The organism is Candidatus Binataceae bacterium (genome assembly GCA_036495685.1).
GTDB lineage: Bacteria > Desulfobacterota > Binatia > Binatales > Binataceae > JAFAHS01.
Genome location: DASXMJ010000036.1, coordinates 19768 through 33309 on the forward strand (window position 1 = coordinate 19768; position 13542 = coordinate 33309).

A 13542-nucleotide genomic window follows, 5' to 3' on the forward strand; every position below is an offset into this window, starting at 1 on the left:
GCTAGGATTGACGCTGTGACTCGCAGCCAGGAGAAGGGGGCCGCCTTCGAAAGCATCGTCATCGCGATACCTCCCGCGCGGATTGTCGAATTCAAGGCGATCATCGAATCCTACGACAACCTGGCAACCTTGAGGACTGAAGACCCTCGCCGGCACCATCTCAGGCTCTACTTCGCATCCGATCAGAAGGACACGGTCAATCAACTAATCGAATCGCTTCGCGAACGCTTCGAAATTCGTCCCCTGGTCTAGCGTTCGATGTGCACCGCGAAATCCTTGCCTTCCCAGGTTCCGGTGTCGGTCCACAAAAAGGTGAATCGAATCGGCGCTTGCCACGACTCCGCGACTTCGATGTCGGCGTAACTGAGCCCGATGGGCGTGGGCGTAGCGCGGAGGTCCTGTCGATGCGCCCATTCGTCCCGCGTCCAATGCAGCATGAACGGCCGCTCACATTGGATGCGTAGTGTGGTCGGTACCTTTATCGCGGGGACCCTGCGGCGATGATATTTCCAAATCTCCATCGGGCGGCGTGCGCGCGGGGTGAGGTAGCGCTCCGCAACTTCTGAGATCAGGTCGAAGACCTGCCCGTCCGCGGCGGAGCGGAGCAATTTCACGTACTCGGCATGCGCCCACATCAGGGGAGTTGCGCTTCCGGTCTGCTCACCCTTGACGAGCAGGGCGCCGGGGATGTCCGATTGATCCCACACCTGCTCCGGGAGCAGGCGGGTCGGCGTGGCGAACAATTCCATCGCGCGAATATAAGGGAGCGGATCGCGTCCGGCTGCCAGCTCGTAGTGACCCCGTTCCCCGGTCAGCAACGGCCAAGGTCGCCCGCGGCCCCACCCAACGAACGGGCCGCCATCGTCTCGCTGTCCGTAACCGTCGTGGGTATAACGCCGCCAGCAGGGGCCCTGGGGCAGATCCGCCTTCAAGACCGAATCAACCACTTGCAGCGAACTCTCGATCAAGGGGTCAGCGGGCCGCCGCACGCCGTAGCGCGCGAGTTCGAGAAATCCAGGGTCGACAATTTCCGCGGTTCGAAACTGCCTCGGGGTACCCGGCGGCCGATTGCGAATCTCGACGGGAAAACGATCCGGGTCTTCGTTGGGATGGTCGTCGTTAGCATCGGCGGGAGTGATGCGGACGTAGTGCCGTTGGATTCCTGGAACCAGAAACCCCTGATTGGTCACCGTCCACTGCTCAACGTGGGACTCCAGAAAATCCGCATACTCCTCCAGGTACCGGGCGGTCAGCTCATCGTGACGTTCGCGCGCGTAGCAGGCGCCGCACACCAGCGCCGCGATATTACTGGCGAGGGTCGATGGAGAAAATCCGCTGTTCTCCTCCCAGCGCTCCTGCTGGGTGGCGGGTCCCTGGTGGATGAGGTACTTAGCGCCCGCCCGCACCATCGGATACGGATCGAAATCGAGCAGCGCACCGGCCTTGTGCAGGCGCCATGCCAACATCATCGGGAAGGCAACTTCATCGAGCTGGATCCCCTGCCAATAGGGATCGCCATTGATCCAGAAATTCTGCGAGAAGCCGCCATCCTCGTGCTGCGAACACGCCAGGTAGATCAGCGCCCGCACCGGGGTAGACAAGTCGCCCGACGCCAGCATTCCGGTGGCGCTGTTAACCATGTCGCGCGTCCATACCAGGTGGTATCCGCCCAGGTCTTCGTCACCCTTGGCTTCTCCCCAAGGAATACTCATGGAGGCGATGATTGCACCCGGGTAATTTTTGTCTTCATGCGCGATCAGCAAGTCGTGGCTACGGCTATGAAGTTGGCCGTTATCTTCCGACCATTGGCCCAACGGATGATGGTGGCGGCAGGCCCGATCCCACTGTTCGAGGAAACGGTCGCGATGTGACTCGAAACTGATGGCCAGCGACTGGAACAAGGTGGTGACGGCGCGATGCAAGGTGCGACCAAAGGCCAGACCGATGGTGAATTCGTGCCCGCGGCTCAAGTCGATTTCACCGGTGAGGGCGATATTGCCGTTGGAGGCGGACGCGAATTGGTAGTCGAGCTGGAAATTCTCTGACAGGTCCTGCCATCCGTCGGTGCGTCCCACATATCCGCACGATCTCCGTACGAAGGGCACGGTCGCGGCCAAGGCCAGCCAGTTGCCGTCACGATTGGCGGTCAGAAACTCGCGCCCCACGATGGAAGTGGAATTGCCGTTGTTGCCCCAACCTGCGACCCCCAGGTGCGGGGCCAGCAGCACGTACAGATGCAAGCGCGCGAGAAAGGCGGGGTCTCCTTCCAGCCGAACATGCATCAACACGGTCGGCTGGTGGGGGTCGCAGAGTATGTCCTTGACGATCAGATAGCGCGAGGCGGGATCGCGGTTGATGACCCGCACGGCGAGACCGTGCTCGGAAAGATACGCAGTGGTGGTCTCGAGGTCGCGCCGCTCTTCGTGGAAAAAACTGGTCCCGTCGCTGACCAGCAATTGCAAATCCCGGACCTGCGGCGAATCAGCGGTGGGAAAATAAATTTCGTTGAGAACCCCTTTTGAGCCAGTGAACCAAACGCGGCTGGTGGACGAGTATGCGGTCCCCACCACATCTTTCGCGCTGCGGGTCCATCGCGGTTCGATGCCGGGAGCGCCCGTGGCGCGGGGCGAATCGTGCAGGGTTGCCATGGCGGGTTCCTTTCCTGACGAATCAGGGGGCGACTGCTCAGGTGGCGCTCGGGCCGTCAACCGCGGCGGTTGCGGCCTCCACCTTTTCGCGAGTACGGAATACGTATGAAACGCCGATGCTCAACGCATAGAGAAGCAACAGCGGAATGGCCAGGAGAAACTGGGAGACCATATCGGGCGGGGTGAGCGCCGCGGCCACGATGAAGATGCCGAGGATCGCGTAGCGCAGGTGGTGAATCATCATCTTGTGATCGATGATGCCCAACCGGGTCAGGAACAGCGCGAAAATCGGCATCTCGAAGGTTACCCCAAACGCGAGCAGCAGCTTGGTCGAGAAGGCCAGGTATTCACTGATCCGGATGGTGGGGGTAATGCCGATACTGGCGTACTCGCTCAAAAAAAACGCATAACCGACCCTGAACACGACCGCCCAGCAGAAATAGCCACCCGCCAAAAAGAACAGCGTCGCCGAAATTACAAACGGCCGCGCCAGCCTGCGTTCGGTGGTGTGGAGTCCCGGTGCGATGAACTTCCAGATTTCGTAAAACACCGCGGGACTGGCAATGAACAAACCTGCGATTAGGGCAACCTTGAGCTTGGTGAAGAACGCCTCGCCGACTCCGGTGCCGATCAGCAGGACTTTGCCACGGGAGACTTCGCGAATCGGCCAGGTCAGCGCCGAGAAAATCTGGGCATCGATTGCATAGGCGAGTAGGAAGCCGACCGCAAGCGCGATCGCGGCGCGCAACAGGCGCACGCGCAGTTCCCGCAGATGCTCGACGATCGACATGCGAGCCTCGCCGTTGCCAACCTCGCCCGGCGGCGTTTGGTGTTGGTCGGGCATCTGGGAATCGTCGCTCACGACTGACCCGGAGGTTTGTCACGCGGCTCGGACACGGGAGGAGGGAGCTGACCGCTGCGTGGAGGGTCATCCTCCATGGCCTCGCTCAGCTCGCGCATCACGCTGTTACTTGCAGCGCGCAGTTCGCGCAGTATCCGGGCGGCGGCGCGGATTACTTCCGGCATTCGTTCGGGGCCGAGAACTACCAGGGCGACGGCTAGAATCAGCAGTATTTCCAAAGGGTTCAAAGCAGGATGGCGTCGGATCGATTTGGCGATATATTGTCCCGAATGCTCCTCGGAAAAGCGCGCCGCTGCCGGTCAGATCATCATTATAGCGGATCGTGGAGTCAACGATGCTGAAGACGGCCCTGGTGACCGATCGCGCGTATGCCAGACATTTCGCGGGCCGTTCCCACCCCGAGCGTCCGGAGCGAATCCGCGCCATGATCGACATGACGGACTCGATTAAGCGCCCCGGGCTCCAGCATCGGGTGCCGCGCGAGGCAACCCTTGAGGAGATCGGGCTCTGTCACCAGCCCCAATACGTGCAACTCATGCACGCGACCGGCACGCTCGAGCGGTTCGATTTCGACCCAGACACGCATACCTCGCGAGACTCGTACCGGACCGCGCTGCTCGCGGCGGGCGGCGTCCTCACCGCGGTGGAGGCCGTGATGGATGGAGAGACGGACAACGCGTTTGCGATAGTGCGTCCTCCCGGCCATCACGCGCTGCCCGATCGCGCAATGGGATTCTGTTTTTTCAACAATGTGGCCATCGCCGCCGCGTGGCTGCTCAAACATCGCGGCCTCAGGCGCATAATGATCGTCGATTGGGACGTGCATCACGGAAATGGCACGCAGGCGATGTTTTACGAATCGCCCGAGGTCCTCTACGCGTCGACCCACCAGTATCCGCATTATCCGGGGAGCGGCTCGCTGCACGAGATCGGAGCGGGACGCGGCGAAGGATATACCATCAACGCGCCCATGCCGGCCAATTTTGGCGATGACGAATACCTGCGCTTCTTCGATGACTTCATCTTGCCAATCGGCCGCAAGTTTCGCCCCGAGTTCATCCTGGTTTCGTCGGGATTTGACTGCCATTGGCGCGACCCGTTGGCGCAAATGCGCGTGACCGAAGAAGGGTTTGTCGCGATGGCGCGCCGGGTGAAGAAGTTGGCGGCGGAATGTTGCGGGGGAAAGATGGTGGCCGCCCTGGAAGGCGGCTATGACCTCGAAGCCCTAGTCAATTCCGGACGGGTGGTGCTCGAGGAGCTGGGCCGTTACCCCGACGAACCCATTTACCCCGCGCGCGACGGCGCCGCCGTTATGCCGATCATCCAGCGCGCAGCACGGAACGTCGGCCGGTTCTGGAACCTCGCCTAGGGATGGGTCAGCAACCTCTGTCCGGAGATTCATCGCCGGGTAGGTTCGCCGCACGGCTCGTTGCGGTCGGGGGATCGACGCCGCGCGAGTATCGGCTGCGGGCCGGCAAAACCTCTATTGGTTACGCCAAAGACAACGACATCGTGCTCGATGCCTCCACCGTCTCGCGCTACCACGCGGTGATCCAGCGCCGGATCGGCGGTTATACAGTTACCGATCTCGAGTCGACCAATGGAACGTTTGTCAACGGTCTTCGAATCAAAAACCCTACCGCACTGAAGCGCGGCGACGACGTGCGCTTCGGCGACGCGCGCTTCGCATTTCTGGCTCGCCGCCGGTCCATCATTCAGGAGTTTCGCTCAATTCGCGCCTTCCCGCTCGCTCTTGTCACGGTGTTCCTTTTCGCGATCGGCTTCGGGGTGGTGCGCTATCGGGTGTGGAAGGCTGCGAAGCTGGGGGTGACAAACGGCGTACCAGCGCCGGCCGCGTCCACCGCAAGCAATTCCGTCGGGACGCAATCGGCGGCCTCATCCGCGAGCAGCGAGTCTCCCACTGGCAGCAATGCCCCTTCAGCGACCGAGCCCGAATGGCTTGCGCTGCTTAACTGGTATCGCAAGCTCTCCGGGCTTAAACCCGTGTTCGAAGATTCGAAACTGAGCGCGGGTGATCAGGCGCACGTGCGGTACCTTCTCGCCAACTACTCCGAAGCGCTGCGCAACGGCGCGATGCCGGGGGGCGAAATGCACGAGGAGCGAGACGGTAGCCCTGGGTATAGTCCCGACGGTGCCAAGGCCGGCAAACAAAGCGACGTCGATTTCGTTTACTGGCATGGGCACCAACCTGCGGGGCTGGTGAATTTCGCGATCCTGGACTGGATCAGCGGCGCGTTTCATCGCTTGCCGCTGCTCAATCCGAACCTGCGCCGGGTTGGCTACTACGACTTTTGTGGAGGGGGCATCTGTGTTGCGGCGATGAATGCCATAGGTGGCGCGGACGCAGGCGGCTTGCGTCAATCATTCCCGCGTCCCCTAAAATTTCCTCCCGCCGATGCGGGGATCGACTTGCGAACCTTCGAAAACGAATGGCCCGATCCACTGACCGCGTGTCCGGGCTATGCTGCGCCGACCGGTTTGCCAATTACCTTGACCTTGGGAAGCTTTGTCCCCGCAAAACTTGAACGGTTCAGCGTCGAAAGTGTTTCCCCCGATGGTACGACGAGCAAAGTGGACGCATGTGGATTCGATGCCGCTACCTATGTCAACCCCGAGTCATACGGTCAATCGGCTGGGCGCGAAGTGCTGGCCGCGAACGGGTCGGTAGTGGTAATCCCGCGCCGCCCCCTGACCCGCGGCGCGACCTACTCGGTGCGGATGACCGTCAATGGCCACGAATATGACTGGACCTTCTCGGTGAACATGTAGTCGCCCGCCAGCGGTTGGCTCGGGCAGGTCGTCTTGCACCTCGATTTATAAAGAATCAGGTCCCTGCGCCGTGGGATCTTCTAGAGTGGGTTCGCCTTCACCTGTCGATTCTGCTGTGGAGGACGCGCGCCGCCTCACGGCTCGAAATCCAGTGCGATAACAGTCTGCAGCGGAGCGATCGCATTTTCCGGAACGTCGATTATCAGCTCGCCGACTGGATCCTGATTGAACATCATTTCAGTGACGACTCCGCGTCGGTGGATGCGGAGCTGCTCGCCCGATGCGAGCACGCTAGCCGCCCTGATCTTGCGCAGATGGACTCCGCGGACCGAAATCGTGTCATAGGGGCGCGCGAGCAAGTGCAGATAAACGCGATTCTCACGCCGGGTTGAGGGGCCGTAGAACTGCCAGGGCTCGAGTCCCGGTTGGCTTCCAACGATGCTCTCGCCGCTGCGCGCCATCCAGTCTGCGATCGCGTCGAGCCGCTCGGCTTGCTCCTCGGCCAGGGAGCCGTCTCCACGCGGGCCGACATTGAGCAGCAGCTTTCCGCCCTTGGTGGCAACTTCCGAGAGGGTGTTGATGAGGCGGCGGACCGACTTGTACTGACGGTCGGACGGGTTGTAGCCCCAACTGTTGTTCATCGTCATGCAGGTTTCCCAGGCGCGCGCCGGTACCCGGGCAGGGACCCCCTGCTCGGGGGTGTCGTAGTCGCCGCAGCCGGGCAGTCGGTCGTTGATTACGATTTCCGGCTGCAGTTCGCGAATCATCTTTTCCAGCTCACGCGCCTGCCATTCTTCGGGCGTGCGCTCCCAGCCGCCGTCGAACCACAGCAGATCGATTCTTCCGTAGTTGGTGAGAAGTTCCCGAATCTGCCCGAACATCGAGCTGCGAAAGCGATTCCACTGCGCCTCCGTCCCGCGGCGCCATTGTCCCCATCGATAGGGCTTGTCGCTTTCCGCGAAGGCCGGGTAGTCGGGGTCGTGCCAATCGATCAACGAGAAATAGAGCCCGACGCGAATTCCCTCGGCGCGGAAGGCCTCGACATATTCCCGCACGATGTCGCGCCGAAACGGGCTATGTTCGATCGTGTAGCTGGTGTGGCCCGAGTGGAACATCGCGAATCCGTCGTGATGCTTGCTGGTGAGCACGGCGTATTGCATACCAGCGCGCTTGGCCAAGCGCGCCCATTTTTGCGGATTGAATTTTACCGGGTTAAACGTGCCAGCGGTCGAATGATACTCATCCACCGAAACCGCTTGCCCCTGGGGCAGCACGCCGACGCCCGCGACTAGCGGCCACGAAAGCTCCCATCCGCGCTGACTGCTCGCGCCCCAGTGAATAAACATGCCGAAACGCGCCGCGGTGAACCATTCCTGCATGACCGCGAATTGTGGCGTGCAAAAGTTGTCCTGTCCAACCGAAGTCTCTGAACCGGTTCGGAAGGCACTGGGAGTTGGCTGCGGCTCATGGTATTGGAAAAAGATGTCCGGTGTTGAGCCGGTGGAGGCTGTGAAATGAAAATATCGATGTTCCACCTGATGCCGTATCGTGATCTGCCGGCGGACTTCGAGAAACGCTATAACTCGGTGTGGGTCGATCCTCCCTATTGGGAGCTCGCCGATTCGACCAAGATTGGCCAGTACTACAACTGGACCCTCGATGAACTTATTCACGCCGCGAACCGCGGCATCGACGGCATCTGCGTCAACGAGCATCACCAGAACGCTTACGGATTCATGCCGAATCCCGACCTGATGGGTTCGGTCCTCGCGCGCGCCACCAACGGCACCCACGTCGCCGTGGTGCAGATGGGCTCGACGTTGCCGACCTCAAACCCTCCGATTCGCGTCGCCGAGGAATATTCGATGATTGATTGTATCTCCGGGGGCCGCCTGGTCGCAGGGATGCCGCTCGGCACTTCGCAAGACGTGAATCTTTGCTACGGAATTTCGCCGATCGAACAGCGTGAGCGATATTATGAAGCTCACGACCTGATTCTAAAGGCGTGGACCGCTCGCGAAATTTTCGCGTGGAACGGCAAGTACTTCAAATTGCCGATGGTCAATATCTGGCCGCGCCCGATACAGAAGCCGTTTCCGCCGGTGTGGATCCCCGGCAGCGGGAGCCTCAGCACGTGGGATTTTTCTGCACGTAACGACCACTGCTACTGCTTCCTCTCTTACTGGGGCAACAACTTTGGCAAGCGCGTGATGGACGGCTGGTGGGATTTCGTCGCGAAGGGTAACCACGATCCGAATCCCTTCCGCGCCGGGTTCCTGCAGCTGGTCGCGGTCTCCGAAACCGACGCGAGCGCAGAAAAGGAGTACTACCCGCACATCCGTTACTTCTACGACAAGTGCTTGCACATTCAGCCCGAATATTTTCCCGTCGCGGGCAACCAGGATTACAAGAGCCTGGTTAACAGCGTCACCAAGCTGAACCCGCAGATGTTCGACTTGATGAACAAGATTCCGACCTGGGGTTACAAGGACTTCGTCGAGAATCAGTTTGTTATCGCGGGCAGCCCGGCGACCGTGCGCCAGCAGCTGATGGAGGCCGTGAAGAAGCTCCGGGTCGGAAACCTGATGGTGCTGCTGCACATCGGTTCGATGCCGCACGACCTTACCATCAAAAATATCGATCTGTTTTGCCGGGAAGTCATGCCGCACTTCTGCGATGTGTGGGAAGACCAATGGGAGAACAAGTGGTGGCCGGAAAAGCTGCGCGCCCGGCCTAACGGCAAGGGCGCTTCCGCCCGCGCATAGGTTGCGGCACCGAAGACTGGCAAATCCCGCGCGGCCGGCACCAAGGCGGCCGCGCGCATCCCCTTGAATCCAGAATCCAGGAAGGCTGCGAAAAGATGGCGGCGAGCAAGGAACAAACGGTAAGCGTGTGGGGCGACAAGGTACATCCCTCGGTCAAAATTTCGGGCGGTGGTGCGCCGCTGGTCTATCTGCACGGCGGATACGGCCTCATCGAGACCGAACTCGTCGATGAGCTGGCGAAGAATTTTACCGTTTACGCGGTGCCCCATCCCGGCCTCACCCCCGGCGACGAGGACGCGATCAAAGCGCTTGATGATTTCTGGGACCTCGTTCTCTACTACTATGACTTGTTCGACAAGCTCGGACTCAAGTCGCCCGCGGTGGTGGGGCATTCTTTCGGCGGAATGGTCGCGGCCGAAGTGGCCGCCACCGACCCCACGCGGGTCAGCAAGCTGGTGTTGATCAATTCACTGGGACTGTGGCTCGATGAGCGGCCCATTCGGAATTATATCGTTACGGCACAAACCGAACTGCCGGGTTTGCTATTCCACGATCCCCACCATCCCGCGCAGAAGCGAATCATCCTCAACCCCGAAGACCAGGAAGGGTTCATCCGCATCTCCTGGGCGCTCGGCTGTACCGGCAAATTCTACTGGCCGATTCCCGATAAGGGACTCAAGAAACGCCTGCATCGGATCACGGCGCCCACGCTGCTGCTGTGGGGTAACCATGACAAGCTGCTGGCGCCCGCGTACGGGGAGGAATTCAAGAAGGGCATACCCGACGCCAAGTTGGAAATCATCGACGGCGCGCACATGATGCCACTTGAGGCTCCGGCGAGGGTCGCGGCGGTGGTTACTGCGTTCCTGAAATGAAAGCGAGGCGAGGCTGAGCCCGAAAGGGCCAGTTACTGTGCTTGAGCGGAAGGGGAACGGACGAACCTCGCCTCCAAGTCCGTTGAGCTGAACCCTTGCACCTTCGCGTTGCGTCGAATACTTCCATTAGACTTGTTGGCATCGACCCCAAGAGCACAGTAGTGAAGCTTTCCAGACATTCCTGGGTGGTGACGATCCTCGCGGTTCTGGCGATCGCCTCCGCCTGCAATGGCTCAAGCTCGGATGGTTTACCCGTGAGAAATACCGGACATTACGCGATCGTCGAGACGGACCGGGGCACCTTTGTGATGGAACTCTATCCCAAAGTCGCGCCCAAAACCGTCGAGAACTTTGAAACCCTGGTCAAAAAGGGCTTCTACAACGGCCTCACCTTCCACCGCGTGGTACCCGACTTCGTGGTGCAGGGCGGTGACCCGGACGGCACCGGAATGGGTGGTCCCGGTTACACGGTTCCCGCCGAAATCGACAAGAACGAACATCATCTGCGGGGGAGTGTTGCGACCGCGCGCACCGGCGACGAAGTGAATCCCAAACGGGAATCCTCGGGCAGCCAATTCTACATTTGCATGAAGCCGCAGCCGGGCCTTGACGGCGACTATACGATCTTTGGCGGCGTGATTAAGGGAATGGATGTGGTCGACCAGATTCAGAAGGGCGATCACATGAAGAAAATCACGCTCGCAACGGAGCCGCCCAAGTAGAATCAAGTGATGGCATCCGGAAGCGGGCACCCCTCGGGGCCCTACTTCAGCGTAGACCTTCATCTTCACACCAACCGCGGCAGTTCGGATTCGAACCTGGCGCCGGGTGATCTGGTCGCGCGCGCGGGCGCGATTGGGATCGGCGCGGTGTGCATCACCGAGCACGACACTATGTGGGAACCGCGCGAGATGGACCTGCTGGGCAACGAGTCCGGGGTGGTGTTCCTGCGCGGCATGGAGGTAACCACCGACATGGGGCACATCGGGGTGTTCGGCCTCGATCGCTACGTGGGTGGAATCTACAAGCTCTCGGAGCTGCGCAAGGTGGTGGATGCGGCCGGCGGAATCCTGGTCGCAAACCATCCGTTTCGCTACAAGCTCGACCCGCGCTTTTCCTTCATCAATCCCGACGGCGAACCGATCGATCCCGATCGTCCCGACCGCGCCGCCAAGCTGGCAATCTTTGAGTTTGTCCATGCGATCGAGGTGCTGAACGGCGCCTGCTCCGAGGAGGAGAATGTGTTCGCGCTGCGGGTGGCGCGTCACCTTAAGAAGCCGGAGGTTGCGGGGTCCGACTCCCATTCCGCGGGTTCCATCGGCTGTGTAAGTACCCTGCTCGACGCGCCGGTACATGATGAACGCGGGCTCATCGAAGCGATCAAAGGCGGCAGGTGCAGAGCGGGCCGCGGTCTCCTGCAGAATGCACTTGCTATTTTCGAGCTGCCTTGAACCACAACCGGCCGGAAAATCCCTGACTTTCGCAGAACCTGGGCTTGCGGGGGTGCGGAAGCGCTCAAATCTGCGGATTTCTCCCCTCTTCCGTTGTGACAGCGGGAAGTGGTGCGGTAAAATTCTCGCGCACTCGGGTCTTGAATCACGCTTATGGCAACCAATCGCGACCGTCTTGCGCTCATCGAGGAGATCTCCACGATCGCCGGCGAGGCGCACGCGGATCTGCGCGAGGCTCTGGACCAGATCGCCGCAGCGATCGCCGACGGGATGCAGGCAGAGGTCTGTTCGCTCTACCTGTTTGACGCGCAGCGCGAACGTCTGGTGCTGCGTGCGACCGTGGGACTCGACCGGGAGTCGGTCGGGAGAGTTTCGATGCGCCCCACCGAGGGACTGGTGGGATTGGTCATCGAAAAGGATGAAGCGGTAGCGGTCGCGGACGCGATCAGCCACCAGCGCTACAAATATTTCCCCGAAACCGGCGAAGAGCGTTATCACACCTTTCTCGGCGTCCCGGTGCAGGAGGGCCGACAAAAACCGCTTGGCGTGCTGGTCGCGCAGACCCTCGCGCGCCGCAAGTTCTCGCGCACCGAGGTCACCCTGCTACGTACCGCGGCGAGCCAAATCGCTCACGTTCTCTCCCACTTTCGGCTGCGCGAAACACTCGCGACCAAGGAGAAGGAACGCGAGGAATATCGGCGCCGGATGATTGAGGCGAACCGCCAGCTCAAGGACTACGAGAAGGTCGGCGGCAAGACCCGAGTCAAAGCTCCTAGCAAGGTGCGCCGGCCCCGCCTGGTGGGACTTCCGGCAGCGCCTGGGTTTGCGCAGGGTATCGCACATGTAGTCGGCACTTTTCTGAGCACCATCGAACGCAATCAGCGCAACCGCGACATCAAGGGCGAGTTGAAGCGGATCAACGACGCGGTCGAACGATCGCGCGTCGAGCTGGTGGCGCTCAAGGCCCGCATGGAACCCCTCATGCCAGAGGCGGACCTGCAGATCTTTGATGGCCACCGTCTGATTCTTGAAGACGACGAGTTCATCGGGCGGGTCCGCGATACGATCGAGAAAGGCTACGCGGCCGAGAGCGCGCTGTTTCGGGTCATCGATGAACTCAGTGCGCAGATGCTTGCGGTCGCCGACGGCTACCTGCGCGAGCGGGCGACCGACTTCCGCGACGTGGGGCATCGCGTGTTGCGCCATCTGCGCCAGGAAGATCGGCGGGGCGCCTTCAGCAGGCCAACCGTCCTGGTGGCGGAAGAGCTGACGCTCTCGCAGCTCACGCTGGTCTCGCACGAAAATCTCGCCGGAATTGCGCTGCAATCCGGAGGGGTTACTTCCCATGCCGCCATCCTTGCGCGGTCGTTTGAAATTCCCACGGTGGTCGGGGTCGAGCACCTGATGGAGTCGGTTAGCGAGGGAGACCATCTGGTGCTCGACGGCAACTCGGGCCTGGTCTACGTGAATCCAGGCAGCGAGATCGAGAAAGACTATCTGAGCCTGAGCAAGCGCTACGAAGCCTTCAAGCGCGAACTGATGGAGGCGGACCACGAACCGGGCGGCACTCGCGACGGGCATCGCGTGATGATGCTCGCGAATATCGCGCTGCTGGCCGATGTGCACCTCGCGCTGCGTTACGGAGCGGAAGGCATCGGCCTGCTGCGGTCCGAATTTTCATTTCTTACCTACGAGGACTTTCCGGACGAGAATCAGCAGCTCGAGCTCTACAACCGGATGCTCAAGGAAGTCGGCAAGCGCCCGGTCACCATCCGCACGCTGGACATCGGCGCCGACAAATACCCGCCCTATATGCGAGTGCCGCGCGAAGAGAATCCATTCTTGGGATGGCGCTCGATTCGCATCTCGCTGGAAATGCCGGGACTGTTCAAGGTGCAACTCCGCGCGATCCTGCGCGCTGCGGCGAAATACAACGTGCGGATCCTGTTTCCGATGATCTCCAGCCTCGAAGAGCTGCGCCGGGCCAAAGAGCTGCTCGCCGAGTCCAAAGCCGAGCTTTACAAGGAAGGGCTCGAGCACAATCCCGACATCGAGGTTGGCATCATGGTCGAGGTGCCGTCCGCGGTTTGGCTGGCGCCGCGGCTCGCGCGCGAGGTGGATTTTTTCTCGGTGGGGACCAACGACCTGATC

General features: G+C 60.9%; 12 protein-coding genes. 8 read left to right on the top strand and 4 right to left on the bottom strand.

What is annotated here, in order from left to right:
- Positions 1-15: 15 nt before the first annotated feature.
- Positions 16-252, top strand: coding sequence for a DUF4911 domain-containing protein (locus tag VGI36_04050; protein HEY2484293.1), 237 nt, complete (start codon positions 16-18; stop codon positions 250-252).
- On the opposite strand, the gene VGI36_04055 is transcribed toward VGI36_04050, so the two are convergent.
- The 3 genes from VGI36_04055 to VGI36_04065 are packed head-to-tail and all read right to left on the bottom strand — an operon-like array spanning position 249 to position 3737.
- On the bottom strand, positions 249-2648 hold the full coding sequence (locus tag VGI36_04055) for a glycoside hydrolase family 15 protein (GenBank protein ID HEY2484294.1): 2400 nt from the start codon (positions 2646-2648) through the stop codon (positions 249-251). The genes VGI36_04050 and VGI36_04055 overlap by 4 nt on opposite strands.
- Positions 2649-2685: 37 nt before the next feature.
- Positions 2686-3492, bottom strand: coding sequence for a twin-arginine translocase subunit TatC (gene tatC, locus VGI36_04060; protein HEY2484295.1), 807 nt, complete (start codon positions 3490-3492; stop codon positions 2686-2688).
- 14 nt (positions 3493-3506) lie between these two features.
- Positions 3507-3737, bottom strand: coding sequence for a twin-arginine translocase TatA/TatE family subunit (locus VGI36_04065; protein HEY2484296.1), 231 nt, complete (start codon positions 3735-3737; stop codon positions 3507-3509).
- A 107-nt stretch (positions 3738-3844) separates the two neighbouring features.
- On the opposite strand from VGI36_04065, the gene VGI36_04070 reads away from it, so the two are divergent.
- Both VGI36_04070 and VGI36_04075 read left to right on the top strand, forming a co-directional pair.
- A complete protein-coding gene (locus VGI36_04070) occupies positions 3845-4879 on the top strand; it encodes a histone deacetylase (GenBank protein ID HEY2484297.1) in 1035 nt (344 codons plus the stop codon).
- A gap of 2 nt (positions 4880-4881) precedes the next feature.
- Positions 4882-6300, top strand: a complete 1419-nt coding sequence (locus VGI36_04075) for an FHA domain-containing protein (GenBank protein HEY2484298.1) — start codon at positions 4882-4884, stop codon at positions 6298-6300.
- A 134-nt stretch (positions 6301-6434) separates the two neighbouring features.
- On the opposite strand, the gene VGI36_04080 is transcribed toward VGI36_04075, so the two are convergent.
- On the bottom strand, positions 6435-7679 hold the full coding sequence (locus tag VGI36_04080) for an alpha-L-fucosidase (GenBank protein ID HEY2484299.1): 1245 nt from the start codon (positions 7677-7679) through the stop codon (positions 6435-6437).
- A gap of 135 nt (positions 7680-7814) precedes the next feature.
- On the opposite strand from VGI36_04080, the gene VGI36_04085 reads away from it, so the two are divergent.
- The 5 genes from VGI36_04085 to ptsP form a co-directional block, all read left to right on the top strand.
- On the top strand, positions 7815-9065 hold the full coding sequence (locus VGI36_04085) for an LLM class flavin-dependent oxidoreductase (protein HEY2484300.1): 1251 nt from the start codon (positions 7815-7817) through the stop codon (positions 9063-9065).
- Positions 9066-9160: 95 nt separating this feature from the next.
- Positions 9161-9940 carry an alpha/beta hydrolase gene (locus VGI36_04090; GenBank protein ID HEY2484301.1) on the top strand — a complete coding sequence of 260 codons (780 nt, stop codon included), beginning with the start codon at positions 9161-9163 and terminating at the stop codon, positions 9938-9940.
- Positions 9941-10101: 161 nt separating this feature from the next.
- Positions 10102-10662 (top strand): peptidylprolyl isomerase, encoded by a 561-nt coding sequence (locus VGI36_04095; protein ID HEY2484302.1) that lies wholly within the window; start codon positions 10102-10104, stop codon positions 10660-10662.
- Between the two features lie 9 nt (positions 10663-10671).
- A complete protein-coding gene (locus VGI36_04100; protein ID HEY2484303.1) occupies positions 10672-11391 on the top strand; it encodes a CehA/McbA family metallohydrolase in 720 nt (239 codons plus the stop codon).
- 153 nt (positions 11392-11544) lie between these two features.
- A partial coding sequence (gene ptsP / locus VGI36_04105) for a phosphoenolpyruvate--protein phosphotransferase (GenBank protein HEY2484304.1) occupies positions 11545-13542 on the top strand: 1998 nt, incomplete at its 3' end.